The sequence below is a fragment of the Halomonas sp. 113 genome (assembly GCF_904067645.1).
In the GTDB taxonomy this organism is placed as follows: Bacteria; Pseudomonadota; Gammaproteobacteria; order Pseudomonadales; family Halomonadaceae; genus Vreelandella; species Vreelandella titanicae.
In genome coordinates this window covers 3,333,645-3,357,694 of record NZ_LR881453.1, presented here as the reverse complement: position 1 = coordinate 3,357,694, position 24,050 = coordinate 3,333,645, and the positions used below count along the sequence as shown (strand labels likewise).

Annotated in this window: 23 protein-coding genes; 9 read left to right on the top strand and 14 right to left on the bottom strand. The window is 54.6% G+C overall.

Annotated features, from left to right (window positions below):
• Position 1 precedes the first annotated feature (1 nt).
• Positions 2–1,684 (top strand): dihydroxy-acid dehydratase, encoded by a 1,683-nt coding sequence (gene ilvD, locus YERSI8AC_RS15835; protein ID WP_009287633.1) that lies wholly within the window; start codon positions 2–4, stop codon positions 1,682–1,684.
• Positions 1,685–1,796: 112 nt separating this feature from the next.
• Complete coding sequence (gene chrA / locus YERSI8AC_RS15830; protein WP_201304225.1) at positions 1,797–2,990, top strand: chromate efflux transporter; 1,194 nt, start codon at positions 1,797–1,799, stop codon at positions 2,988–2,990.
• Between the two features lie 127 nt (positions 2,991–3,117).
• Here chrA and YERSI8AC_RS15825 read toward each other — a convergent pair whose 3' ends face one another.
• On the bottom strand, positions 3,118–3,390 hold the full coding sequence (locus YERSI8AC_RS15825; RefSeq protein ID WP_008958942.1) for an XRE family transcriptional regulator: 273 nt from the start codon (positions 3,388–3,390) through the stop codon (positions 3,118–3,120).
• A gap of 219 nt (positions 3,391–3,609) precedes the next feature.
• Between YERSI8AC_RS15825 and purE the strand changes: the two genes are divergently transcribed.
• The 3 genes from purE (at position 3,610) to YERSI8AC_RS15810 (ending at position 7,014) form a co-directional block, all read left to right on the top strand.
• Positions 3,610–4,125 (top strand): 5-(carboxyamino)imidazole ribonucleotide mutase, encoded by a 516-nt coding sequence (purE, locus tag YERSI8AC_RS15820; protein WP_022522693.1) that lies wholly within the window; start codon positions 3,610–3,612, stop codon positions 4,123–4,125.
• An 11-nt stretch (positions 4,126–4,136) separates the two neighbouring features.
• The gene (locus YERSI8AC_RS15815) at positions 4,137–5,276 is read left to right on the top strand and encodes a 5-(carboxyamino)imidazole ribonucleotide synthase (RefSeq protein WP_159177043.1); all 1,140 of its coding nucleotides are present in this window, start codon (positions 4,137–4,139) and stop codon (positions 5,274–5,276) included.
• Between the two features lie 163 nt (positions 5,277–5,439).
• Positions 5,440–7,014 (top strand): diguanylate cyclase domain-containing protein, encoded by a 1,575-nt coding sequence (locus YERSI8AC_RS15810; protein WP_201304224.1) that lies wholly within the window; start codon positions 5,440–5,442, stop codon positions 7,012–7,014.
• A gap of 9 nt (positions 7,015–7,023) precedes the next feature.
• Here the strand turns inward: YERSI8AC_RS15810 and YERSI8AC_RS15805 are convergent, their stop codons facing one another.
• The 7 genes from YERSI8AC_RS15805 to YERSI8AC_RS15775 all read right to left on the bottom strand — a co-directional run bounded on the left by YERSI8AC_RS15805 (position 7,024) and on the right by YERSI8AC_RS15775 (position 13,260).
• Positions 7,024–7,827: a TraX family protein gene (locus YERSI8AC_RS15805; protein WP_009287638.1), complete on the bottom strand. Its 804-nt coding sequence runs from the start codon at positions 7,825–7,827 to the stop codon at positions 7,024–7,026.
• A gap of 404 nt (positions 7,828–8,231) precedes the next feature.
• Entirely contained in the window at positions 8,232–8,999 is a 768-nt protein-coding gene (locus YERSI8AC_RS15800) for a transporter substrate-binding domain-containing protein (protein ID WP_009287639.1), read from the bottom strand.
• A gap of 176 nt (positions 9,000–9,175) precedes the next feature.
• Positions 9,176–9,907 (bottom strand): ABC transporter permease, encoded by a 732-nt coding sequence (locus YERSI8AC_RS15795; protein ID WP_022522697.1) that lies wholly within the window; start codon positions 9,905–9,907, stop codon positions 9,176–9,178.
• Complete coding sequence (locus tag YERSI8AC_RS15790) at positions 9,907–10,611, bottom strand: ABC transporter permease (RefSeq protein ID WP_008958949.1); 705 nt, start codon at positions 10,609–10,611, stop codon at positions 9,907–9,909. Before YERSI8AC_RS15790 ends, YERSI8AC_RS15795 begins: the two co-directional genes overlap by 1 nt.
• A 15-nt stretch (positions 10,612–10,626) precedes the next feature.
• Positions 10,627–11,397 carry an ABC transporter ATP-binding protein gene (locus tag YERSI8AC_RS15785; protein ID WP_022522698.1) on the bottom strand — a complete coding sequence of 257 codons (771 nt, stop codon included), beginning with the start codon at positions 11,395–11,397 and terminating at the stop codon, positions 10,627–10,629.
• A gap of 211 nt (positions 11,398–11,608) precedes the next feature.
• Complete coding sequence (locus YERSI8AC_RS15780) at positions 11,609–12,586, bottom strand: succinylglutamate desuccinylase (RefSeq protein WP_022522699.1); 978 nt, start codon at positions 12,584–12,586, stop codon at positions 11,609–11,611.
• A gap of 233 nt (positions 12,587–12,819) precedes the next feature.
• The gene (locus YERSI8AC_RS15775) at positions 12,820–13,260 is read right to left on the bottom strand and encodes a hemerythrin domain-containing protein (protein ID WP_138800476.1); all 441 of its coding nucleotides are present in this window, start codon (positions 13,258–13,260) and stop codon (positions 12,820–12,822) included.
• 231 nt (positions 13,261–13,491) lie between these two features.
• Here YERSI8AC_RS15775 and wrbA point away from each other — a divergent pair, with 231 nt between their 5' ends.
• Positions 13,492–14,091 (top strand): NAD(P)H:quinone oxidoreductase, encoded by a 600-nt coding sequence (gene wrbA, locus YERSI8AC_RS15770; RefSeq protein WP_041158170.1) that lies wholly within the window; start codon positions 13,492–13,494, stop codon positions 14,089–14,091.
• 110 nt (positions 14,092–14,201) lie between these two features.
• Here wrbA and YERSI8AC_RS15765 read toward each other — a convergent pair whose 3' ends face one another.
• Positions 14,202–15,230, bottom strand: coding sequence for an SMP-30/gluconolactonase/LRE family protein (locus YERSI8AC_RS15765; RefSeq protein ID WP_138800477.1), 1,029 nt, complete (start codon positions 15,228–15,230; stop codon positions 14,202–14,204).
• Between the two features lie 160 nt (positions 15,231–15,390).
• Entirely contained in the window at positions 15,391–16,464 is a 1,074-nt protein-coding gene (locus YERSI8AC_RS15760) for a tartrate dehydrogenase (protein WP_159177041.1), read from the bottom strand.
• Positions 16,465–16,654: 190 nt separating this feature from the next.
• Between YERSI8AC_RS15760 and YERSI8AC_RS15755 the strand changes: the two genes are divergently transcribed.
• Positions 16,655–17,596: a LysR family transcriptional regulator gene (locus YERSI8AC_RS15755; RefSeq protein WP_159177040.1), complete on the top strand. Its 942-nt coding sequence runs from the start codon at positions 16,655–16,657 to the stop codon at positions 17,594–17,596.
• An 11-nt stretch (positions 17,597–17,607) separates the two neighbouring features.
• Here the strand turns inward: YERSI8AC_RS15755 and YERSI8AC_RS15750 are convergent, their stop codons facing one another.
• Positions 17,608–18,144 carry a lipocalin family protein gene (locus YERSI8AC_RS15750; protein WP_159177039.1) on the bottom strand — a complete coding sequence of 179 codons (537 nt, stop codon included), beginning with the start codon at positions 18,142–18,144 and terminating at the stop codon, positions 17,608–17,610.
• Positions 18,145–18,273: 129 nt separating this feature from the next.
• Between YERSI8AC_RS15750 and YERSI8AC_RS15745 the strand changes: the two genes are divergently transcribed.
• Positions 18,274–18,702: a secondary thiamine-phosphate synthase enzyme YjbQ gene (locus YERSI8AC_RS15745; RefSeq protein ID WP_022522705.1), complete on the top strand. Its 429-nt coding sequence runs from the start codon at positions 18,274–18,276 to the stop codon at positions 18,700–18,702.
• 77 nt (positions 18,703–18,779) lie between these two features.
• On the top strand, positions 18,780–21,026 hold the full coding sequence (locus YERSI8AC_RS15740) for a glycosyltransferase (RefSeq protein ID WP_041158167.1): 2,247 nt from the start codon (positions 18,780–18,782) through the stop codon (positions 21,024–21,026).
• Here YERSI8AC_RS15740 and YERSI8AC_RS15735 read toward each other — a convergent pair.
• From YERSI8AC_RS15735 to YERSI8AC_RS15725, 3 genes are all read right to left on the bottom strand, one after another.
• Positions 21,008–21,712, bottom strand: coding sequence for a TVP38/TMEM64 family protein (locus YERSI8AC_RS15735; protein ID WP_201304223.1), 705 nt, complete (start codon positions 21,710–21,712; stop codon positions 21,008–21,010). The two genes, YERSI8AC_RS15740 and YERSI8AC_RS15735, sit on opposite strands and share 19 nt — an antisense overlap.
• A gap of 97 nt (positions 21,713–21,809) precedes the next feature.
• Positions 21,810–22,748, bottom strand: a complete 939-nt coding sequence (locus YERSI8AC_RS15730) for an ABC transporter substrate-binding protein (protein WP_138800483.1) — start codon at positions 22,746–22,748, stop codon at positions 21,810–21,812.
• A gap of 63 nt (positions 22,749–22,811) precedes the next feature.
• Entirely contained in the window at positions 22,812–23,993 is a 1,182-nt protein-coding gene (locus tag YERSI8AC_RS15725) for a TauD/TfdA family dioxygenase (protein ID WP_022522708.1), read from the bottom strand.
• Positions 23,994–24,050: the final 57 nt, after the last annotated feature.

Below are 24,050 nucleotides of genomic sequence, written 5' to 3'. Positions count from 1 at the left end.
AATGTCTGATTCATCGCAAAACTCCCGCCGCCACTCTTCCCAAGTAGTCGATGGCCCAGGCAAAGCCGCTAGCCGTGCCATGCTGCGCGCCGTGGGCTTTACGGATGCCGATTTCAAGAAGCCTCAGGTGGGTATTGCCTCTACCTGGAGCATGGTGACGCCCTGCAACAGTCATATTAACGAGCTGGCTGAGTTTGCCCGTGACGGTGCCGATGCAGGCGGTGGTAAAGGTGTTATTTTCAATACTATTACCATTTCCGATGGTATTGCCAACGGCACCGAAGGGATGAAGTATTCACTGGTGTCGCGGGAGGTGATCGCCGACTCCATCGAAACCGTCGCCGGTTGTGAAGGCTTTGATGGCCTCGTGGCCATTGGCGGCTGTGATAAGAATATGCCCGGTTGCCTGATGGGGCTGGCGCGTTTGAATCGCCCCAGCGTGTTCGTCTATGGCGGCACCATTATGCCTGGCAAGGGGCATACCGATATTGTTTCGGTCTTCGAGGCCATGGGCGCGCACTCCCGTGGTGATATCGACCTGATCGAGCTTAAGAACATCGAAGAAACGGCGATCCCTGGCCCTGGCTCCTGTGGCGGCATGTACACCGCCAACACCATGGCGTCGGCGATTGAAGCCTTGGGCATGAGCCTGCCGGGTAGCTCGGCGCAAAATGCCATCTCCCAAGAGAAGCGTGACGACTGCAAAGCGGCGGGCGAGGCGGTGCTGGCGCTGCTGGCGGACGATATCAAACCCTCCGATATTATGACCCGCGAGGCGTTCGAGAACGCGATAACTGTCGTCATTGCTTTGGGTGGCTCTACCAATGCGGTGCTGCACCTTATCGCCATGGCGCGCACCATCGGCGTTGAACTGTCACTGTCCGATTTCACTGAAATAGGTAAGCGCGTACCGGTGCTTGCCGACCTGCGCCCCAGCGGCCACTACATGATGAGTGAGCTGGTGGCGATTGGCGGTATTCAGCCGCTGATGAGAATGCTGTTGGATGCTGGCTTGCTCAACGGCAACTGCTTGACCGTCACCGGCAAAACGTTGGAAGAGAACCTTGCTGAGGTTGAGCCTTACCCTGCTGAACCGCCGATTATTGCATCGCTGGGAAATCCGATTAAAACGGAAAGCCATCTGCGCATGCTCTACGGCAACTTGGCACCGGAAGGCGCGGTAGCGAAGATTACCGGCAAGGAGGGCACTCGCTTCTCTGGTTCAGCGCGGGTATTTGGCTCGGAAGAAGAGGCCCAGGCGCGTATTAACGATGGCACCGTCGTTGCCGGCGATGTGGTGGTGATTCGCTATGAAGGGCCGAAAGGTGGCCCCGGCATGCGTGAAATGCTCACACCGACCTCGGCGATTATGGGCCGTGGTTTGGGTAACGACGTGGCGCTAATTACCGATGGGCGCTTCTCCGGTGGCAGCCACGGTTTTGTGGTCGGCCATGTGTCACCGGAAGCTTTTGACGGCGGCCCGTTGGCGCTGGTGAAAGATGGCGATACCATCACCATCGATGCTGAAGCGGATACCATCGACGTTGACCTCTCCGATGAAGAGCTGATGCGCCGCCGCGCCGCCTGGCAGCAGCCAGAACCCCGCTATACACGCGGTGTGCTGGCTAAGTATGCGCGTTTGGTTAGCTCGGCCAGCACCGGCGCGGTGACCGACCAGGAGTAATCCGTGTTGTCGTTATGAGCGTATCCTCATGAGCACGCTGTCATAAAGAATTAAAGCGTAAGGCTTAGTATAAAAGCCTTGCGCTTTTTTATTGGAATAACAGGTGGCCGAAATGGTGGAGCAAACGCAGGCACGTGGGCGCATAGGTGAGGTGTTTTGGGTATTTTTAGCACTCGGCTTAACGTCCTTTGGCGGCCCGGTAGCGCACCTGGGGTATTTTCGCACGGCCTTTGTGGAACGGCGCCAGTGGCTCTCTGAGCAGGCCTACGCTGATCTAGTGGCGCTGTGTCAGTTCTTACCGGGGCCCGCTAGCAGCCAGGTGGGCTTTGCTCTTGGCCTATTGCGCGCGGGGCCTTGGGGGGCTGCCATGGCGTGGCTGGCGTTTACACTGCCCTCGGCGATTATCCTGGTGCTGTTTGCGTTTGGCGCGGCGGTGCTGGATGGCCCTATTGGCAGTGGCATTATCCATGGCTTAAAAGTGGTGGCGGTGGCGATTGTTGCCCACGCGGTGTGGGGCATGGCGCGTAATCTCTGCCCGGATAAAACCCGCACGGGAATCGCGCTTGCGGCGGTATTGACGGTGGTGCTGGTCAGTGGCCCACTGGGTCAGGTGTCGGCGATTGTGTTGGGGGGCTTAGCCGGGCTAGCACTGTGTCGCGATAGCGCTGCCGCTACGGCAAGTGAGTCGCTGCATTTTCCGGTGACGCGTAAGGCAGGCATGGTGGCGCTGGGGGGATTCGCAGGGCTGTTGATTCTGCTGCCGTTATTGGCGGGGATGGCGGTTTGGCTGGATATCGCCGATGCGTTTTACCGTTCAGGCGCATTAGTGTTTGGTGGCGGGCACGTAGTGCTTCCGCTGTTGGAAGCGGAAGTGGTGCAGTCGGGTTGGCTTACGTCGGATGAATTTTTGGCTGGTTACGGTGCCGCCCAGGCGGTACCGGGGCCGCTGTTTACGTTTGCGGCTTACTTAGGCGCGCTGTTGCCCGGTATCAATGGTTTAGTCGGTGCTTTGCTGGCGCTGCTGGCAATCTTTATCCCCGGCTTTTTGCTGTTAGTGGGCGTGTTGCCGTTTTGGAATCAATTTCGTCAGTGGGGCAGTGCCCAGGCGCTAATGCGCGGTGCCAATGCGGCGGTGGTAGGCATTTTAGGCGCAGCGCTTTATCAGCCGGTGTGGACGAGTGCGATCATTGGTGCAGAGGAGTTTGCCCTGGCGTTAACCGGTTTCTTGCTATTAACCGTATGGAAGCTGCCCGCTTGGGTCGTGGTGGTGGTTGTAGCGTTTGGGGGTATTGCGATTGCGCCATGAGCCGTCATTACGAACGAAGTGAAGTAATCTCGGGATTGGGGTAGGCGTGAAAAAAAGCTTTCTTGGCAGACCGCCGGGAGGCGGCCTGCGTGGAGTGGAGAAGTGGGAACAGCAGAAAAAGTGTCTGCTATGGCGCCTCCAGCTCTAAGGTGCGACGCAGGGCGTGAAGTTCATCCACTCCCAGATGCTCAAGCCTTCCGGCGAGCAGGTCGCTGATTTTCTGAACGGGAAGCCCTGCCCGGCGGGCAATTTCTCGGCTTCCTAAGTCTGATACGGCGATCAGACGCGTGATAATACGCATTAATCGCGTACGTTTTTCAAGTTCCCTGACGTCGAGGTCAGGGCTGCTTCGCGGAGGATCAAGCTGTTCCGCAGTGGCAGTTGCGCGTGCCGTGCTCATGTGGCTCCATCAGTCTGAAATGACAAACACACAATGCCGCCAACCGGTGCGCATTTCAATGCCTATTTTGATGAAAATTTCACGACCTCGGCAACGCCCGCAAACGGGCTAGCTCTGGTAGACTATTCGCCTTCCTATTTTGATGTGTGCCTGACCCGGCGCACGCTGTTTTTTAATTTAGTTTCGCTTTTTATAGGCCGTTGGGCCGAGGAGTTTTGCATGTCGTCGAACAGCGCACCCAAGGTGGGCGTGATCATGGGATCCAAGTCCGACTGGCCAGTCATGGAGCACGCTGTTTCCATGCTGGAGCGTTTGGGCGTGGCTTATGAAACTCGCGTGGTGTCAGCACACCGTACACCTGACCTGCTGTTTGACTATGCCAAGAGCGCTGCTGAACGCGGTTTGCAGGTAATTGTGGCGGGTGCGGGTGGTGCTGCTCACTTGCCAGGTATGGTGGCCTCGCAAACGCCACTACCGGTACTGGGTGTGCCGGTGGAGTCGAAAGCGCTAAAAGGTTTGGATTCGCTGCTCTCCATTGCCCAGATGCCCGGCGGCATCGCAGTGGGCACCTTGGCGATTGGTAAAGCGGGCGCGACCAACGCAGGGTTGTTAGCAGCGCAGATCGTTGGCCTGCAAGATGCGACCGTACGCAGCGCGGTTGAAGCGTTTCGCGCCGAGCAGACTCAGAAAGTTCTCGACAACCCTGACCCGCGCCCCGAGCCGGAAGCGGAATAAGGAGTCTGGCTATGAACTCTGGTATTGCAAAAAACATTGGCGTACTGGGTGCAGGTCAATTAGGCCGCATGTTGGCGCTAGCGGGTTATCCGCTGGGTAATCGTTTCACTTTTTTAGATACTACGGGTAATCCCAGTGCTGGAATTGGCGATGTAATTGTCGATCCTAATAACCAGCACCTGGCTGAGTTTTTGGCCAAGGTTGATGTAGTGACCTACGAGTTCGAACACCTGCCCGTTCAACTGTTGCGCGAAATTGAGCAGCACAAGCCGGTTTATCCCAGCAGTCGTGCCATTGAAGTGTGCCAGAACCGGGTCGAAGAGAAGACACTGTTTGATCGTCTAGGCATTCCGACCCCTGCTTACCGGGTAGTGCAGAGCGCCGAGCAGCTTGAAGCCGCCGCCCGTGAGTTGGGTTGCCCGGTGGTGGCAAAATCGGTCACTGAAGGCTACGACGGTAAAGGCCAGGCAGTCTTGAAACAGCCCGAGCAGGCTGGCGAGGCGTGGAGCGCAATTGGCCATTCGCAGTTGGTCGTTGAGGCCTTCGTCGACTTCGTGCGGGAAGTCTCGATGATTGCCGTGCGCGGTCGTGATGGTGAGGTGGTGTTCTACCCCATGGCCGAAAACCAGCATGTGGATGGCATCCTGCGCTACTCCGTGGCGCCACTGCCGGATCTGGATGCAAGCGTTCAGCAAACCGCTGATGGCTATATTCGTGCGCTGCTCGATGAGCTGGATTATGTGGGCGTGCTGGCGCTAGAGCTGTTTCAAACCCGCGATGGCAGCCTGCTCGCCAACGAAATGGCGCCCCGGGTGCATAACTCCGGCCACTGGACGATGGATGGCGCGGTGACCAGCCAGTTCGAAAACCACCTGCGCGCGATACAGGGCTTGCCCTTAGGCGATACCCAGGCGATTGCCCCCACCTGCATGATTAACGTGATTGGTCGTGAAGGTGATAACGCAGAGATTCTAGCGCTTGCCAATACGCACCTGCATCGCTACGACAAAGCTGAGCGCGCTGGTCGCAAGCTTGCCCACATCAATATTCTGGCACCTAACCATGCCGAACTACTGGAAAAAGTTAACGTCTGTAGTGCGTTACTGCCGGAGGCGCCGCCGCCACAGCTAAGCTTTTCCATCAAACAGTAGTTTCTACAGCCGCCTGCTTAGCTCAGGCGGCTTTTTTCTACCAATGTTGTCCAATCATGCAACTTTTATCGCTAAAAGTGACTAAATGCGCTAAAAAGGAGCCACAACAAAAAATCAGCTAATTATGCTGATCTTAATAGCGACTTTTAGGCGGATAGTTAGTATGCCTCACTCTTCAACTACTGGGTCTGCCCCTGGGCTGCGCAGTGGTTTCCATCGCGACCACCATGTCACTGTAAAGCGCCTGCATAGCGAAAAAGTACGTCTGCTGTACGACAACCTTTGGCAACCGGTGCTAAGCAGCGTGTTGGCAGGCATGCTGCTAGTCGCAGCCATGTGGCCAGTGGTCGCAAGCTGGGTACTGCTCACCTGGCTCGCAGTATTGACCTTTGTTTCGTTCGCTCGCCTTGCCTTGGCCTACTATTTTCGCCGCTTACCGGCACAGCAACAGCAGCGCCGCCGCTGGCTATACCGGTTTAGCGCCGGGGCAGTTTTAGCTGGCTGTGTCTGGGGAGTCGGCGGGGTCGTTCTGTTTACTGGCGAAAATCACGGTCAGGTGGCTGCGCTTTCGATTGTATTGGCGGGCATTGCTGCCGGTGGTGTCACAACGCTTTCGGCCGTTTGGTGGGTGGCACTCGGTTTTGTGCTGCCGATTTTGCTTCCCCTGCTAGTGCAGTTTTTACTATTAGGTTCACCGCTGGCAGTTTTAATTGGTGCCATGCTTAGCCTGTTTCTTGGCCTGATTGTTACCACTAGTCGACGTTTAAGCAGAATTATTCACGATAACATTGCCCTGCGGGTGAATATGTCGGCCCGGGAGGCGCAGTTGCAAGAGAGCGAAAATCGCTACCGCTCTATCTTTCAACGCTCGCCGTTGGGAGTGCTGCATTTTGATAGCCAGGGTTTCATCACTGATTGTAATAGTAAGCTGTTGGAGATACTGGACGTTAACCGCGCTCAGTTGCTCGGCTATAAGATGCTATCCAGCTCGGCGAATCCAGAGGTTGCCAAGGCCGTGCGCAATGCCCTCGCTAAAGGAACTGGCTATTATGAGGGAACTTACTATTTGCCCAAAGCGAGCGCAGGCACCCCGCTACGGGCATTCTTCAACGGTGTGCATAGTGCCAGTAATGAGATGGTCGGCGGCGTAGCCATTATTGAAGATTTCACCGAGCGTAAGCGTGCTGAGGCGATCATTTACCGTCAGGCTTTTTATGACTCTCTCACCGATCTACCCAATCGGCGGCTGTTTATCGAGCGTTTGGCAACTCTTTGCGATGAGAAACAAACAGAGCCTCAGAGCGGGTTACTGATGTTTTTGGATATGGATCGCTTTAAGTTGATTAATGACACTTTGGGACATGCAGCGGGCGATAATCTACTAGTGCAAGTGGCTCGCCGCCTTGAAAGCTGCTTGAACGGGGAGGATATGGCTGCTCGTCTCAGCGGGGATGAGTTTGTGCTAATGGCCCTGCTTGGCAAGGGGGCAGATGAGACCCTGGAGGCGCGTGCTGAGACTTATATGCTTAAGGTTCAGCAGGCTCTCTCTCAGCCTTACCGACTGGCAAGTAACGATACCAACGTAACGCCCAGCATAGGCTATACCTGCTTCACAACCGTCGCTTGCGATTACGAAGAAGTACTTAAACAAGTGGATATTGCGATGTATCGTGCAAAAACAGAAGGCCGGGCGCAGCTTTGCCGCTACCAGCCCTGGATGCGCGATAAAATGCAGTGATCCGAACGCTTAAGCCAATTGACCGATTAGCAGCACCCATAAAGCGATTAACGCAAAGTGGCCGGGGTACCACGCTAACCATAAACGTCGCGGCATCACTAAGTAGACGGGGGGGATTCGTTGCGCTGCACCTGCAGCAAGTACCAGCACGATGAGGCACGTACCTACAGTAAACGATTTGGCCATGTCAGAGGCATTCATTTGCCCGGCAATCCAGAGTGCTGGAAATGCCGCTAGGCCTGCCCATAGGCGCGCTTGGAAATGGCTCTCAGTTTGGCTCAAGGCGTGCATCGCGAACATTAATAGCGGAATCAGCAGCAGCCCGTTGTGCCCGTACTCCACCCAAAAACCGAGCAGATACCACACGGTCACACCTACCGCTGCACCGGCTAACAACCAGGGCAAACCTAACGTTTGCTGCTGGTAGTGCTGCCAGCCTTGGCGCACTAGCGCACCTAAGGTTAAACCACTGGCCAGGGTAAAGCAGACGTTGAGGATAAATGCGTCTGATGCGCGTGGCATCATCATGTAGGGGAGTTGGGCAACCAAGCCGATAATTAGAATTCGGCGCGAGTAGCGCAGTGGGTTGCGGGTATTAAACAGGCCGTGCCAGGCCACCATGGCGGCAAACAGCGGGAAGGCGATACGGCCAATGGAAGACCCGGCCCAGCTTAGATCCCAATCGCCGGGCAGCACATAGCGAGTGAGGTGATCCACGGTCATGGTGATCAGGGCCAGCCACTGCCCCCAGCCGGTCCAGTGAGAAGAGAGGCGAGGTAGCGTGCCTGCATGTGGGCTAGTCGGGTGAGCCATAAAACCTCCGTGTTGAACATGCTCGATGATACACAGACAGAGGCAGCTTTACCTAGTTCACTGAATTTTCAGCGTTAGGTAGAAACGCATCACCCCGGCGGTTGCCGGGGTGATGGACACTAGGGCCTGTTGACGTTTCATCGCGAACCGCGTTGCCCCACAAAGCGCGTCAGACAAGGCGCAAAACGCTGGGAAGGGTGGTTCCCTTTTCAAGTTTTGCAACGCCGTATGGCGCGCTTTGCGGGGCAACCCGAAGGGCTGGGCCCGTTTTTATCCGCGGCGGCGTTAGTCGTCGTTCATTTGGAACCACCAAACTTCTCTCCTCCTGCCTTGCCGCGAATAAAAACGGGCTCCAGCGCGGCCGCGAGTGAAACGTCAACAGGCCCTAGGGCTTGCTGTGATGCTTACTCTTGCCCACCGAAATAACGGTTGTAGATCTCGTCGTAAGTGCCGTCTTCTTTCACTTCAGCCAGGGCTTCGTTGAACTGCTCAGCGAGTGCTTCGTCGCGTTGACGGAACGCGATACCAAAGCCATCACCAAAATACTCTTTAGGTTCGGTGAGCATCTCGCCGACAACAACGTAGTTGCCTTCTTCGCTATCCAGTAACGTGGACTTACCGACTGGGTAGTCGAGGAACAGGATGTCCAAACGCTCGGACTCCATGTCCAGCACCATGTCATCGGCGGTAGAATAGCGGTTGATGTCGGCGACATCGCCATACATGTCGGTGACGTAATTGTCCTGCAGAGTGCCGCGCTGAACGCCGATGGTCATGCCGGCGAGCGACTCTTCATTGGTTGCATCAAGGTCGGTGCCTTCAGGAGCAAACCAGGCGGACGGTGGGGTGATGTAGGGGTCAGAGAACAGCACTTGCTCGCGACGGTCATCATTGATCGTCATGGAGGACATAATAGCGTCGTATTTACGTGCCATGAGACCCGGGATAATGCCGTCCCAGCCCTGTACAACCCATTCACATTCAACGCCGATGCGCTCGCAGAGGGCGTTGCCCAGGTCGATATCAAAGCCGGTCAGCTCGCCATCCGGCGTGCGATATTCCATCGGCTCGTAAGGCACATCAACCCCGATACGTAGTTGGTCTTCTTGCGCCTGGGCGGCGCTTGCTGCAACGGCTAAGCCTAGCAGTGAGACAGACAGCAGTTTTTTCATTATGTATCTCCTTGGAAGCAGAGTTCATCTAAGCAACCACCGCCTAATGATGGCGTTGCCTATATGGCGTTGACCACGTTAGTCACAGGTTGCGTTGTGATGATCATTGATAACTTATCCTAACTCGGCGTTGACGAAAAGCGCTTGATGATTCGTAAACCAACGTTTGTTTCACACTAGGAGTTCTGTGGCTGTAGATGTGCGAGCAGCTTTTTCTCTAGATAACGAAAGAGATACAGGATGGTGAAGGTTAAACACAGGTATATCGCTGCCACAAACAAGAATGCGTCAAAAGGTGCATAAAAACGCGCATAGACAAAGCGCGCCGCGCCGGTCAGGTCCATAATCGTCACTACGCTGGCAATAGCGCTGGCATGTAGCATGAAAATGACTTCGTTGCCGTAGGCCGGCAGTGCGCGACGAAAAGCGCTGGGGATAATAATGCGCCGCATGGTCTGCTGAGGTGACATGCCATAGGCACGAGCCGCTTCAATTTCACCTTTCGATGTAGACTTAATCGCGCCGCGAAAAATCTCGGTCGTATAGGCGGCGGTGTTGAGGGTAAATGCAATGAGTGCGGGAACGAACGGTTCTTCAAGTATCACCCATAGCCAGCTTTCTTGGATTCCGTCCACAAACACCACGCCGTAATAAATCAGGTAGAGTTGGATGAGTAGCGGTGTGCCACGAAAAACATAGGTGTAAGCAAAAATAGGCCACTTAATCCAGGCGTGTTTTGAACCACGCCCAATGGCAAGGGGTACCGCAGCGATTAAGCCAATGACCAGCGATAAAAAGACCAGTTGCACCGTGGTGGTCAGCCCATCGCCATAGTAGGAAAGCGTTTGCAGCGTGAAAATACTGTTCTCGGCAAGCTGATTTTCGAGCCATGTCATGAAAGCGGTCATTAGTCTGCCTCCCCATAGCCAATGTTGTAGCGTTTTTGCAGACGAGCAAAGATCCATTCCGAAACGCTGGCGATGAGCAGATAGATAAGCGCGACAATAATCATGAAAGTGAAAGGTTCGCGCGTCGCTTTAGAGGCTTCTGAGGCGACACGCACCATATCAGAAAGCCCGATTACCGAGACCAGTGCTGTGGTTTTGAGCAGTACCATCCAGTTGTTGGAAAGGCCAGGCAGTGCATGGCGCATCATCTGCGGAAAACGGACGCGACGAAAAACCAGCCCATCGCTCATGCCATAGGCTTTACCTGCTTCGATTTGCCCATTATCGACCGCCATAAAAGCGCCGCGAAAGGTTTCCCCCATATAGGCCCCGAAGATTAGCCCAATGGTGACAACGCCCGCGACGAAGGCATTAATATTGATAAAAATATCGATATCGAAGGAGTAGTAAAGCCAGTCGGTGATCATGTTGACGCCAATTTGGCCACCGAAAAAAAACAGCATCATCAACACGAGGTCGGGCACACCGCGAATAAGTGTGGTGTAAAGCGTGGCAAGACGATGAGCTAACCAGTTGCGCGACATCTTCGCGCTGGCGGTCAGTAGCCCTAAAATAATCGCTAAAATCAGCGACAACACCGCTAATTGGATGGTGACGCCAGCCCCTTCGATCAGCCGGGGGCCATACCCTTGTAAATCAATCATGGTCAGCCTCGCGGATCAGTAATTAGGTGCCAGGAATTGCTGCAGGCGCGGTGATTGCGGGTTGCCTAACACTTGATCGGGCGGGCCAGCCTCTTCCACCAGGCCCTGGTGAAGGTAAATCACTTGGCTAGAGACATCACGGGCAAACCCCATCTCGTGAGTCACCACGACCATGGTGCGCCCCTCTTCAGCGAGGTCGTGCATGACTTTCAATACGTCACCGACCAATTCCGGGTCAAGGGCGGAGGTGGGTTCGTCAAACAGCATCACTTCTGGATCCATCGCCAGTGCGCGGGCAATAGCGCCGCGCTGCTGTTGCCCGCCGGACATCTGTGCTGGGTAGGCGTTGGCGCGGGCCGTTAAGCCAACCCGATCGAGCAGTGCATGGGCATGCTCCAAGGCTTCTTTTTTGGGTTTTTTCAGCACATGAATCGGCGCTTCGATGATGTTTTCGAGCAGCGTCATGTGGGCCCACAGGTTAAAGCTCTGGAACACCATGGAGAGCTTGGCGCGCATTTGTACCACCTGCTTCCAATCTTCAGGTTCGCGGCCGTGCTTCGTGGTCTTAAAGCGAATGGGTTCGCCATGGACAATGAGGTCGCCATCGTCGGGCTGTTCAAGCAAGTTCATGCAGCGCAAAAAAGTACTTTTACCCGATCCAGAGGCACCAATCAGGGTAATCACATCGCCCTTTTGGGCTTGTAATGAAAGACCTTTCAGAACTTCCGTATCGCCAAAGCGTTTTTTAATATTACGCACTTCAAGGGGAGTAGGCGTAGCGGCCATATCATTGGCTCCAGTACAGAGTTGCCGCAGCAACAAGTGGGTTTGTTTGATGCGGCTGGCGCGAAAAAGGGGCGATTCTATCAGGCTGGGCGCATTATGCGCGCTTTCCTTCTAACATTATGCACTCGACGATAGTCGTATCGACGTCGAGGGTCCTGTTGTCGCCTCACCATTGTTATTGTCTTGGCTAAAGTAGATCCTGCTTGGGGGGTTAAACGATAGGCGCCACCAACAGCGCGGCACGGGCGCCCACCTCTACTTGTGCGTTAGGAAACACCACATGAAGGGGCGTATCGCCTACCCGAAACTCACCCGACTTACCGTCTTGGGCCAGCAGAGTGCCGGGCTCAAAGCGGCTGAAGTTGGCTGTGTCCTCGGCAAAACAGAGTGTAAAGTCCTCCGAGTGACGCATTAATTCGTGTTGAACCTGGAAAAACTGCATTTGCGTGGCGGGCTGATTGGGTGGCGTATGTCCTTCACTAAGCGCGGTGAGTAGTGTACGCATCGGTTGTAATGATGCCATATCGTTGTGGCCAAAAGGCGCTACCCGCCCTAGCTCAAAGGTAAATGCCTGAGCGGCGTGATAGTGCTTGCTGTAGTGGGAGAATGTCCAGCTGTGCTGATGTTGGTGCAGCACCGCCTGCATACCCGCCGCCGCCAGCCAGCCCCACTGCTCAGCATCGGTGGAGGATTCGGCAAAAGGCTCCACTACAAAACGGGGGTAGCGGCTATCCCGAATTGCGGTATGTAGGTCGTAGTGCAGTTTGGGGCGCCCGGCATGGCGGGCATAAAAACTATCCACCGCGGCCATTAATTGCCTGGCGCGATCTGGCTCCTCGCCCTTGGCGGCTAGTTCGCGGCTAAACAGCCGGTTTAAATTGGTGGTAAGGAAACGCTGCTGCGCCTTAAGCGCGGGCAGGTTGCCTAAAATCACCAGCACAGGAGCGCCGAGCGATATGCTGCCCGCTTCTACGCCGCTTAACCATTCACCCACCAGTTCAACCGGTGCGGTTTCATTGCCATGGATCGCCGCTGAAAAAATGCACGTGTGGGCGCTTTGGCTTACCGTGTTAGGGGTGAGCTCCAAAATACCAGGCGCATGCAAATGATAAGTGCCGCTGGCGAAGACGCCTTGGCTGGCGGTGGGGAGTTGCCCATCAAGCGACCAGTCGAGCCATTGGCCTAGCATTGTCGCTCCTCAGTTAACTGTTTTGAGTATCGTGGTCAGTATAAAAGCGAGCTTAGGTTTACCACGCTGGGCGTATGCCACAAGCCCGCAGGTCGTTCGCGTGTAAAAGCCTAGCGTATTCGTGAAAAAGCGTCTTCATGAAACACGCGGAAGCTGAAAAGTGGCTTTATTTAATCGCTAACAGCAAAAAACGCCCATGGGGTGCATGAGCGTTTTTCAATTTGTTCATCACGTTACGCTGAACGCTGGCGCTGCATTTCTTCCTGGTACTCGCTAGCAAGCGATGTCTTTTGTTTATCTTGCAGGCCACGGCCCGCCAGCTGGAAAACCTCTTGCTCTTCTTCATCCAGGTGGTGAGTGACTAAATCCTGGAGCTGTTTGGCGTGGGTCAACCAGTGGGTTGCACTGTAGTCAGTTTCATCAAGCAGTTCTAAAAGCTCATCAATTTCATGATGTTCGGCAACGCTATGGCGGGCTTTTTCCTGAGTCAGGTCGATTGACATCATTGGGATATAGAGCGTCCGCTCTTCGGCAGCGGCGTGATAATGCAGCTCTGCTCGTACCTGCTGATACAGTTTATCTCGCTCATCGCTGTCTCCATGTGTTTCAACTAAGCGGGCGAGCAGGTCGCGCTGAATATCGTGATCCTTGCGCAGGGCTTCAAAAATCGTCATTCCAGACTCCTTGGATACGTTTGATGTAGGCAAGTCAAAAGCTAGTGGTGGTTGGCGTAAAGTGCAAGATGGCGTTCGTCGATGAAATCGACGCCCACGGACGAAAACATTCGCTTTTTTCTATGCTTGAGTGCGCTATGTTGTGTTTACTACTTATTAGGCGACGCCCACTTTAGGCGACGCTCACTGCACTACTCATAACTGCACTATTCATAAGTGAAGGAGATAGTAATGACAAAGGTACTGGTACTTTATTATTCCATGTATGGCCATATTGATACGCTGGCTCAGGCCGTGGCAGAAGGCGCAAAGGGTGTGAGCGGTGTTGAGGTGGCGGTGAAACGCGTTCCTGAAACCATGCCTGAAGAGGCGTTCAAGAATGCAGGCGGTAAGCAGGATTACGACACGCCGGAAGCGACGCCTCAAGAGCTTGCCGATTACGATGCGATCATTTTCGGTACGCCCACCCGCTTTGGGAATATGGCCGGTCAAATGCGTACCTTCCTGGATCAGACCGGTGGCCTGTGGGCGAACGGTGCTCTGCGTGGCAAAGTCGCTAGCGTGTTCACTTCTACCGGTACTGGCGGCGGTGATGAGATGACCATCACCTCTACTTGGACCACGCTGGCCCACCACGGCATGATCATCGTGCCGATTGGTTACGGTCTCGAAGAGCAGTTTGATATTTCCAAAGTCAGCGGCGGTACGCCTTACGGCGCCGCAACCATTGCTGGTGGTGATGGCTCACGCCAACCTGACGAGCGTGAGCTGAAAATCGCCCGTTTCCAGGGCGAGTTGGTCGCAAAAACGGCTGCTAAACTGGCCAGTTAATTAGTTTACTAGCTAAGACATATACGAGTCAGCCAAGTAAAAGCCTCGCCGGATATATCCGGCGAGGCTTTTTTTGGGGTTGGGATATTGTGGCTGGGATTATAGTTTTACTATGCTCCGCGTGCCGCCGTGTAAATTGTGTAGACGGATTGGCTGGCCGTCATAAATAGTCGATTGCGGCTCTTGCCCGCAAAACACACGTTCGAGCAGACTTCAGGTAGCAATACTCGGCCCAGCAAGGTGCCTTCCGGTGAGAAAACCACTACTCCGTCGATACCTTCACCACCATTGGCACTTGACCAGATATTGCCATTCACGTCACAGGCCATGCCGTCGAAAATAGTGTCTTCGCTGGTCACGATAACTTGCCGGTCGCTGACACTGCGACCATCTTCACCCAGCGACCAGCGAATAATTCGCGCGGGTTCGTCGAAATGGGTGGGGGCACTGTCACTGGCGTAGAACCCTTCGCCATCCGGCGTTAATACAATGCCGTTTGGCTTATAAATATCGTCGGTCAGCATGATGGGCTCATCCAGGCTGTCATCGACGTAATAGATGGCCGTTTCTAGCTCCAGGTCTCGTTTTTTGCCCTCGTAGTCGAAGTGAGCTCCATAGCCTGGATCGGTGAAGATCACTCCACCCGAGGGCAGTGCCACCACGTCATTAGGGGCATTGAGCGGTTTGCCCTGATAGCGCTCGGCGAGCACCGTTGTGCTGCCGTCCCACTCGTAGCGTAAAACGCGTGAGGGATAGTGCTCGCAAGCAATTAGCCGCCCCTGATGATCGAAGGTATTACCGTTAGAGTGGCCGACATTGTCTCTCAATACGCTGACTTGACCAGTGGATTCGTCCCAGCGCATCTGCTTGGCACGAGGTATGTCGCTGAAAACAACATAACGACCTACGGCGTTCCATGCTGGCCCCTCTGTCCACAGACCTCCACTCCAGTGGCGTTCTAGAGGACTGTTAAAAATCATGTAATCACTAAAGCGGGAATCTTCGACTTTCCAGGCATCGATTGGGTATCGTTCCGGGGTGGAACCTTGTGAGCTCTGCAAAGCAAAAAGCTGGGGCGATGTGCCAACAGCGGCCAGGGCGGCCGATGCCGAAAGGAACTGACGGCGTCCAAGTTTCATAGCATTGTCCTGATGGTTGTTTGTTGATGTTGTTATGAGCGAAGTGAAACTGATGTTTCTTCCACCCTCAGGACAAATGTAGAACATAAGCGATTAAAAAACATACATTGGCTGCCCGGTTGGATTCAACCAGACAGCCAATCTTTATGCCATATGTGTGTCAGTGCGAAATAGCGTTGGCAACCGCCTTGCCTAGGCTTGCAGTGGTGCCTTCTCCACCCACATCGCGGGTAAGTACTGTGGCATCCCCTTCGCTCAATACTTCCTCAATGGCCGTGACTATTGCGTCACCGGCTTCTTTGTAACCGAGGTGCTCCAGCATCATGGCGCCTGACCAAATTTGACCGATAGGGTTGGCAATACCCTTACCGGCGATATCCGGCGCGCTGCCGTGTACTGGCTCGAACAAGCTCGGAAAGTTGCCTTCTGGGTTGATGTTGGCTGAAGGGGCAATGCCTATCGTGCCGGTGCAGGCGGGGCCGAGATCAGAAAGAATATCGCCAAACAGATTGCTGCCCACGACGACATCAAACCAATCCGGGTGGAGAACGAAGTTGGCGGTAAGAATATCGATATGAAATTTATCCACCGCGATTTCAGGGTAGCCCTTCGCCATTTCGACCACACGTTCATCCCAATACGGCATAGTGATTGAGATGCCGTTGGACTTGGTCGCGGAGGTGAGCTTTTTACGCGGGCGAGTTTGGGCCAGTTCAAAGGCGTATTTCAATACGCGGTCTACGCCGGTGCGGGTCATGACCGTGTCTTGAATGACCACTTCACGGTCGGTGCCTTCAAACATTTTGCCACCAACGCTTGAGTACTCGCCTTCAGTGTTCTCACGCACCACGTAAAAGTCTATATCGCCGGGTTTACGGCCTGCTAGCGGGCTTTTAATGCCGGGCATGAGCTTGCAGGGGCGCAGGTTGATGTACTGATCAAAGCGGCGCCGGAATTGCAGCAGTGAGCCCCACAGGGAAATATGGTCGGGGACTTTTTCGGGCCAGCCCACCGCGCCATAAAACAGCGCATCGAAGCCTTTTAACTGCTCAAACCAATCATCCGGCAGCATTTTGCCGTGTTCCAGGTAGTAGTCGCAGCTGCCAAACTCAAAGGTGGTGAACTCAAGATCAAGATTAAAGCGCTTGGCGGTCGCTTCAAGAGCGCGGATGCCTTCAGGCATGACTTCGGTGCCGATGCCGTCACCGGCGATAATGGCAATACGGTGGGTCATAGTGGTTCCTTACCTTGTTAGTTACTTTTTATGCTTGTGAGTCGTGAGTCGTGAGTCGTGAGTCGTGAGTCGTGAGTCGTGAGTCGTAGTCGTTAATAGTAAATAGAGTGTAGCGGCTATTTTGGTGGAGATAATCAGGCTACTATTCAAGTTATTATTGCGTGAAAGTGCAGAATGACTGAGGAGCGATATGGCGCACCTGGATGATTTGGCGTTTTTTCAGCACTTGGTGCGGGCGGGAAGCCTGACGGGGACTGCTCGCGAGCTGGGGCTATCGCTCTCGGCGGTAAGCAAGCGGCTAAAACAATTGGAGGCGCGCCTGGGGGTAGAGCTAGCTGCTCGCACTACGCGGCGGTTGACGCTGACCGCAGAGGGTGAGCGCTACTTGGCCCGTGGCGCGCTGATTTTAGATGAGTTGGATGAGTTGGAAAATTCACTGGGTGAGGGGGTCGATCAGGCGCTTAGCGGACGTTTGCGGGTAAACGCTACTTTTGGCTTTGGGCGCCGCCATATTGCGCCACTGCTGTCACGCTTTTGTGCCGATCACCCCGGGGTGGAAGGGTGGTTGGAGTTAACCAATTTTCCGCTTAATTTGAGCGATCACGGCTTTGATATTGGTATTCGCGTGGGCGAGCCACCGGAGTCGCGCTTGGTCGCCCGGCGTATTCTGGCCAATCGGCGGGTGCTCTGCGCGTCGCCTGCTTACATTGCCCAGGCACCGTCTTTGCAAGTACCGGCAGATTTACAGCAGCACGCTTGTTTGGTGATTCGCGAGAATGACAGTGATTTCCCCCTCTGGCGCTTTGAACAAGTCGCTCAGTCTGCAAAAGGACTGCCTGGGCAGACACAGTCGATAAAGGTCAGCGGTCGATTAGCCAGCAACGATGGCGAGGTCATTACCCGCCTGGCCTTGGACGGCCACGGTGTCATGCTGCGCTCCTGGTGGGACGTTAACGAGCACCTTGCCAGTGGCGCATTGGTAGCGCTGTTGCCAGGCTGGCAGGGGGTGCGGGCAGATTTTTATGCGGTGTTTGAGCAACGCCGCCATGTGCCCGCCCGGCTGCGCGCTTTTATTGACTATGTTCAGCGAGAGATAGCGGGGCGGGTACCAATATTGCCTGATGGGAGCTAATCAGAAGCTGCTTATCGGCTAGGGCAAGCCTCGCCTTGGTTAACATCAATCAGCTCTTCAGTAGGGAACTCCAGCTCGGCTGCTCGCTGACGCAGGCGTCCTTCTGTCGCGCTATCCATTTCCGCTGTACGTGAAAGTATCCACAGGTAGTCGCGGTTAGGGCCTGCCACCAACGCCCATTGGTACTCCTCATCCAGCTCAAGGACGTTATAGCCGCCGTAAAAGGGGCCAAAGAAGCTTACCTTTAAGCGCCCAACGCTTTCATCGTCAATAAAGTAGGCGCGGCCTTCAGCCTCATCCCACTCTTGCTCTTCAAGGTTGTAACCACGGTTGATTACTCGAACACCGCCATCATCGCGCAGGCTGTAAGTAGCGGTCACGCAATCAAGACCGCGTTCAAAGGAGTGATCCAGGCGGGCAATTTCGAACCACTGGCCCAGGTAGCGGTCTAGCTCAAAGTCTGTTACTGGCTGCGTGCCATCCGGAATGCCAGTGCAGCCGGTGAGTAGGGTCATACTAACGATGCTGCTTCCTAGCAGGGTTTTCATTAACGCGCTCCTTGGCGATGATTCGAGGGTGATCGACTATGGTTAGTGCTATCTGTTGCTATTTTGCCATACAGCAGGAGAAGGCGGTGATGGAGTGTTTTCGTTTACATAACAAATAAAGGAGTGTGTATGTGGTGCCAACAAGAGATTCATTTGCCCGAAATGGCGCGCGGCTTTCATTTGATTACGGATGATGTGGCCCGCGCACTGCCTTGTTTAAGTGACTGCCAGGCTGGCATGCTGCATTTACAGCTGATGCACACTTCTGCCTCGTTAACGCTCAATGAGAACACTGATCCGGATGTGCGCCACGATTTAGATGCTTTTCTGCGTCGACTGGTGCCCGAAGATTTACCCTATTTCCGCCACACCCTGGAAGGGCCTGATGATATGCCAGCCCATGTAGCCGCCAGCCTGCTGGGTACACAGCTAACGCTGGCGGTGCGCGATGGACGCCTGGCTTTAGGTACCTGGCAGGGCATATGGCTGGGAGAACACCGCAATCAGGCTGGGCCACGTCGATTACTGGCCACCCTAAACGGGTGTGAAGCGCGCTAGCTTGGCGCGCCACCTCGACTCAGCGTTGCTGTATAGTGGTTAATAACCTCATATTATCTTTGAAAAAGCGCTTTTAAATGCCACGACGCTCCTTTCTTCGCCTTTCCCGACAGCGCAGGTTGCGGCTGTTCTTTTTTCTTAATCTTGCTCTGGTGACTGGGCTAATTGCTCACCAAATTTGGTTGTATGTAGCAGAACCCAAATTTGAGTCGGTGCATACCCTTGAAGTGGCGAATATTCGCGAGGTGTTGAAGGAGCGAACCGACTATCGCTTTGCGGTGGTGGGCAATATCAATAACTCGGTGAGCGTGTTTCAAAAGGAGATTGTGCCGCTCATCAATCAGAGCGGCATCGATTTCCTGATTTCCGCTGGGAATGCCGTCAATAGTGGGCAGCAGGAGAGCTACCAGGCGATTTATCAGAGTCTGGAGCAGCTCAATGTCCCTTACTTACTCACCTACGGTGAAAATGAAGATAGCGATTTCGGTAGCTATCTGTTTTACGAATATTTTGGGCCGCACTTTTACTCGTTTGTAGCGGGCAATAGCCACTTTATCTTTCTTGACGGTACCGGCAAGTCCTCTACCTCCTGGCAGCTTGATTGGTTGGAGCGTGAGCTTACGGCCTCAGAAACACAGCATCGGTTTCTATTTGTTGGTTTGCCGCTGCACAACGTAGTGCGCGACGCGCCTCTGTTTGAAGCGGACAATTATCTCAATGATTCTCGCTTAGCCGATGGCATTATGGCGCTGGCAGAGGAACATGACGTTGACACCGTATTTTCCGCCAACTTAACGCTCTTTTCCCAGCAGACGATTAATGGCGTGGATTACGTGACCACCGGAGGCGCGGGAGGCATCCTCATCGATGCCGATAGCAGCTTTCACCACTACGTCATCGTCAATGTAGAGGGTGAGAATGTCGCTATTGCGCCGGTGCGGTTAAATGTGGATAGCCCTGGCTGGTGGCGGATGGTGAGTAGTGTGGCTTCCACGGTGTATGCATTTTTCTACGTTAGCTATACGCGGTTTTTGCTGATTGTGGGTATGTTGACGCTGCTCGCACTGCGCTTATATCGGCTAATTTTCGAAGATCGCGACTACTATCCTGATTTTGATATCGACCCAACGCCTTTCCTGGGTAAATCTCTGCGCGTAGCGATGATCTCTAATAACTACTTTCCTTTTGTATCGGGGGTATCGGTCTCGGTGGATCGCCTGCGCAATGGCTTATGCGATCTAGGCCACACCATCCAACTGTTAGTGCCGCGCTACCGAGAAACGTGGCAGGACGACAGTTCAATAAAACGCATCCCCACGCTAATGGCATTTGGGCAGAAGGGTGAGTTCCGGTTAACCAATCCGTTCAGTGCGCGTTTCCGCCGCTGCCTGCGTGGGTTTAAGCCGGATGTTATTCACGTTCATCATCCCTTTTGGCTCGGCTCCATGGGCCTGTTTATGGGGCGTCGGCTCAAGGTGCCAGTGATCTACACCTATCACACCCGCCTGGAGCACTATGCCCACTTCGTGCCGCTGCCCGGTGCGCTGTTTCGTAATTTGATTTCCCATACCCTGATTAAGCGCTTTTCTAATCGCTGCCAAGGAGTGATTGTGCCGACTTACTCCGCCGAGGAGTATCTGCGCATGATTGGAGTGAAAACACCTTCGCTGGTGCAGCCCACAGGCATTGATGTGGCACGCTTTTCTCACGTTGAGGAGAGTGAGTTGGAAGCGCTGCGCGAGCAATTAACTATCGACCCTGCAAGTAAAATATTGATCAGCGTCTCGCGGATTAGTAAGGAGAAAAACATTGGCTTTATGCTGGAGGCCCTCGCCGAACTTCAGTCACAGGGGCATGATGATCTTCATCTGCTACTGATTGGTGATGGGCCAGACCGGGAGGCGATTCAAAACCAAATCGATACTTTGAAACTGACCTCGCAGGTCACCCTGGTCGGTGCGGTGCCGCCGGAGCGCATGGCGCTTTATTACCATCTAGGCGATATATTTGTATTTGCTTCGACCTCAGAAACCCAGGGCATGGTGATTCTTGAAGCAATGTCGGCGGGATTGCCCGTTGTGGCGGTGCGTTCAAGCGGTATCGATGATGTGGTGCGCCAAGGGGTCAATGGGTTCAAAACACCGCAAAATCGTCAGGCCTGGGGGCAAAGGGTGGTTGAGTTAAAAGATAACGCTGAGCGACGCCGGGAGTTGGGTAAGCAGGCCAGCCACTTTGCTGAGGAGTTTGATATTGCCAACTTTGCCTCAGCGGTGGCGGGCTTTTACGCCGAAGTGCTGGCCAAATATCACTCGCCTTCGCGGTGAGGCTGTTTTTTTGCCGCTTGGCGCCGGTTAGCATAGCGTTTAAGGCCTATTAACAGGCCCACGCCGGCCGCTAGTCCGACAGTTGCTAAGATAATTTCTTTGGTCGAGGCCGCGGTGAACAGTGCGCCTAGCTGGCTGCCCAATAAAATCACCGCTGCCAGCCCCGGTACGATGCCCAGGGTGGAGCCGATCATATAGTCGCGAAACTTAAGGTGAAAAGCGCCCGCCAGCATATTGGTGAGCGTGAACGGGGCGAGTGGCAGCAGGTTAATCACCGTCATGGTGCGAATGCCGCGTTTGGATAAGTAACCCGATAGGCCGCGCAGATGACGCCCGCCATAACGCATAAGCGCCTCACGGCCTAACCAGTGGCCTACCCAGTAAGACACAATCGAGGAGGTCAATGTGCCTAGCGTGGCGTACACCAGCCCCCATATCGGGCCAAACAGTAAGCCAGTCACCACCACCAGTAGGCTAAGTGGAAACATCACCAGCAAGGCGCTGGCATAAGTGGCCATTACCGCAGCAAACATCCAGGGCGCGGTACGCCACTGGCGAATGTAAGCGATAAACTCGCTAAGGCGCGCCTGGGTGAGTAGGTCGTAGCGCTGCAGTACCTGCCACATGACGCCCAGCAGCACGACGACTACCAGCAGGCCTACGCCCTTACCCAATGTCCGCGACATGCCCACTCCCATCGGCTAAAAAAGCGCTAGCATACGCTAGCCATCCAATGGGATGAAGGCGCTTTTCCATTAAGCGCAGTCGTTAATCAGCGGTTTCTTAGTTGTTGAGCTGGGCTTCAATGACCGGCCAAGCAGGATCGCCATCAGTGGTGGTGACGTCTGCCAACATTGCTTCAATGCGTTCTGGGTGGTCGTTGATCCACTGTTCGGCGACGTCGGTAAGATCCTGCTCTTCCTGGCCAAACGCCTGAATCATCCAGCTCTGCTCTTCAGCCGAAAAGGTAAACTGCTCAAAGAAGGTCACTACGTTAGGGGTGGCTTCAGCGTAGCCACTGCGCAGCAGCGTCAACACATCGCTTTCACCGTTGTTCTCACCGAACAGATCTTCAGGATCTTCCAGGTAGCGCATGGGCAGTTCAAGGTTCATCCAGTGGGGCGTCCAGCCTACCCAGACAATCGGTTCCTCACGGGAGATGGCATCACGTGCAGCGGAAAGCATGCCCACTTCACTGGTATCGACTACCTGCCAGTCACCTAACCCCCAGGTGTCATTGTCAATGGCATTGTGAAGAATCTCACTGGCAGCAGAGCCTGCGCCGAAGCCATAGATTTCACCCTCGAACTGCTCGCGATTTTCGTCTAAATCAGCAAAACTCTGAATGCCACTCTCATACAGATATTCCGGCACCGCCAGGGTCATTTGCGCACCATCGACGTTATTCGCCACGTCAATCAGTACACCCGACTCCTTGCGGGGATTGAACATCTCACGCTGGGCGGGCAGCCAAGCCCCTAGAAAGGCGTCGATATCGCCGCTTTCGATACCCTGGTAAATCACCTGTAGGCCGATTTCCTGGGTGCTGGTTTCGTAGCCGAGTGGGTTTAATAGCTGTTCGGCGATAGCCGTTTTTACTGTAATGCCGGGCCAGGCGGGCACACCGAAATCGAGGGTTTGGTCGTCGGTGTGAGCCGCCGAGGCAAATAGCGCGGTAGTGGCGAGGGCAATGCCTGAGGCGAGAGGCTTGAGGTGTGTCATAGGATCTCCTTGCTAGGTTTTTGTCTAATAGGTGTTGTTGTTAAACAGTGATATTGAATACCGCTAAACGTTACGGGCCAGCACGCGGAGGCGTGAAGCCAGCATATCGCGGTCTAAATAGGTGCCCTGTAAATGGCGTGCGCCGCTGTTAGGGTCGAACTCGCGCCGTCCGTGGAGTACGCGACGATTATCAAAAGCGACCATTTGACCAGGGCGAAGGGTGAACTCTAGCTGGTGCGCTTCGCTGTGGAACAGCTTCCACAATAGAGCGTAGGCGCTGTACCAGGCGTCCATCTGCTCTACTGGTAGGTGAAGGGCATCGCGAATCCAGTTATTCAGGCGCATCTCAACCAGATTGCCTGCGCTATCCAGAGTGATCACCGGTGCCCGCATTGAAATATCGTGGGTTTCATCCTGAAAGCGAAAATCAATCGGTGTTTCGCTAAGAATCGTCAGCGCTTCTGGAGACTCCTGGCGCAGAGCTTCTACGACCCGAGCGCCATCAGCAAATAACGATTCGCCGCCGCTGGCACCGTTTTGCAGGCAGTAGAGCAACTGAATGTCTGGCGGTTGGCGCCAGTTGGGTAAATCGATATGCAATGGCAACCCTACCGCGGTATAAGCCGCGTTGTTGGGATTGGGTTTGGAGCGCACATCAAAGCGGGCGCCAAAGTTGGTGGCGCGCAGGGGGCCAATACGTTCAGCTAAGCGGCTTACTTCCTCTTCTACCAATGGGCCGTCGGTAATCAGTGCCAGCCCGTCGCGTAGCATGGCGGTTAGCCAGGCTTTCTCGCCTAGAGGGGTTAAAAAATCACTATGGCTGATGTGCTCGGGAGTGAAGTTATCGACCCAAGGCTTAGCGTTGGGTACCGCAGAAGTCAGCTCGGCTTCCGGGCGGCGCTGGTAAAGCCAGCCGCTATGAAAGGCACTGACATGACCATCTTGCCATTGCAGGTGTAAGTGCCCATCTAGCAGAGCAACGCTGGGTGGCTCAGTGATGGGTTCAAGCGGCAGGTAGAGCCTTTCCCGGGTCTGCGGATGCCGGCAGGCCGGGCAGGCGCAGTGGTCGCGCAGCCAGAGCAGGGGCAGAGTGGTTTTTTGACCATCTAGCCACTCAAGGGCAATGCCATTGTGGGCAAGCGTCGCTTGAGTGAGTACCGGGCCCGCTTGATAAGGACTTAATTCGCCCATCTCAGGGGTGTTTGCATGGGGGGGCGTTAAGGTGGTCTCTGCTGTGCTGTTCATTAAAACTCCGATTCGCTCCCTCTGTGGCATTACGTAGGGGTGTGCGTTTGTGCCAAC

Bases quoted from the DNA above. Each gene is read 5' to 3' on its own strand.
- ilvD (WP_009287633.1), top strand. From the start codon at position 2: ATGTCTGATTCATCGCAAAACTCCCGCCGCCACTCTTCCCAAGTAGTC.
- chrA (WP_201304225.1), top strand. From the start codon at position 1,797: ATGGTGGAGCAAACGCAGGCACGTGGGCGCATAGGTGAGGTGTTTTGG.
- YERSI8AC_RS15825 (WP_008958942.1), bottom strand. From the start codon at position 3,390: ATGAGCACGGCACGCGCAACTGCCACTGCGGAACAGCTTGATCCTCCG.
- purE (WP_022522693.1), top strand. From the start codon at position 3,610: ATGTCGTCGAACAGCGCACCCAAGGTGGGCGTGATCATGGGATCCAAG.
- YERSI8AC_RS15815 (WP_159177043.1), top strand. From the start codon at position 4,137: ATGAACTCTGGTATTGCAAAAAACATTGGCGTACTGGGTGCAGGTCAA.
- YERSI8AC_RS15810 (WP_201304224.1), top strand. From the start codon at position 5,440: ATGCCTCACTCTTCAACTACTGGGTCTGCCCCTGGGCTGCGCAGTGGT.
- YERSI8AC_RS15805 (WP_009287638.1), bottom strand. From the start codon at position 7,827: ATGGCTCACCCGACTAGCCCACATGCAGGCACGCTACCTCGCCTCTCT.
- YERSI8AC_RS15800 (WP_009287639.1), bottom strand. From the start codon at position 8,999: ATGAAAAAACTGCTGTCTGTCTCACTGCTAGGCTTAGCCGTTGCAGCA.
- YERSI8AC_RS15795 (WP_022522697.1), bottom strand. From the start codon at position 9,907: ATGACCGCTTTCATGACATGGCTCGAAAATCAGCTTGCCGAGAACAGT.
- YERSI8AC_RS15790 (WP_008958949.1), bottom strand. From the start codon at position 10,611: ATGATTGATTTACAAGGGTATGGCCCCCGGCTGATCGAAGGGGCTGGC.
- YERSI8AC_RS15785 (WP_022522698.1), bottom strand. From the start codon at position 11,397: ATGGCCGCTACGCCTACTCCCCTTGAAGTGCGTAATATTAAAAAACGC.
- YERSI8AC_RS15780 (WP_022522699.1), bottom strand. From the start codon at position 12,586: ATGCTAGGCCAATGGCTCGACTGGTCGCTTGATGGGCAACTCCCCACC.
- YERSI8AC_RS15775 (WP_138800476.1), bottom strand. From the start codon at position 13,260: ATGACGATTTTTGAAGCCCTGCGCAAGGATCACGATATTCAGCGCGAC.
- wrbA (WP_041158170.1), top strand. From the start codon at position 13,492: ATGACAAAGGTACTGGTACTTTATTATTCCATGTATGGCCATATTGAT.
- YERSI8AC_RS15765 (WP_138800477.1), bottom strand. From the start codon at position 15,230: ATGAAACTTGGACGCCGTCAGTTCCTTTCGGCATCGGCCGCCCTGGCC.
- YERSI8AC_RS15760 (WP_159177041.1), bottom strand. From the start codon at position 16,464: ATGACCCACCGTATTGCCATTATCGCCGGTGACGGCATCGGCACCGAA.
- YERSI8AC_RS15755 (WP_159177040.1), top strand. From the start codon at position 16,655: ATGGCGCACCTGGATGATTTGGCGTTTTTTCAGCACTTGGTGCGGGCG.
- YERSI8AC_RS15750 (WP_159177039.1), bottom strand. From the start codon at position 18,144: ATGAAAACCCTGCTAGGAAGCAGCATCGTTAGTATGACCCTACTCACC.
- YERSI8AC_RS15745 (WP_022522705.1), top strand. From the start codon at position 18,274: ATGTGGTGCCAACAAGAGATTCATTTGCCCGAAATGGCGCGCGGCTTT.
- YERSI8AC_RS15740 (WP_041158167.1), top strand. From the start codon at position 18,780: ATGCCACGACGCTCCTTTCTTCGCCTTTCCCGACAGCGCAGGTTGCGG.
- YERSI8AC_RS15735 (WP_201304223.1), bottom strand. From the start codon at position 21,712: ATGTCGCGGACATTGGGTAAGGGCGTAGGCCTGCTGGTAGTCGTCGTG.
- YERSI8AC_RS15730 (WP_138800483.1), bottom strand. From the start codon at position 22,748: ATGACACACCTCAAGCCTCTCGCCTCAGGCATTGCCCTCGCCACTACC.
- YERSI8AC_RS15725 (WP_022522708.1), bottom strand. From the start codon at position 23,993: ATGAACAGCACAGCAGAGACCACCTTAACGCCCCCCCATGCAAACACC.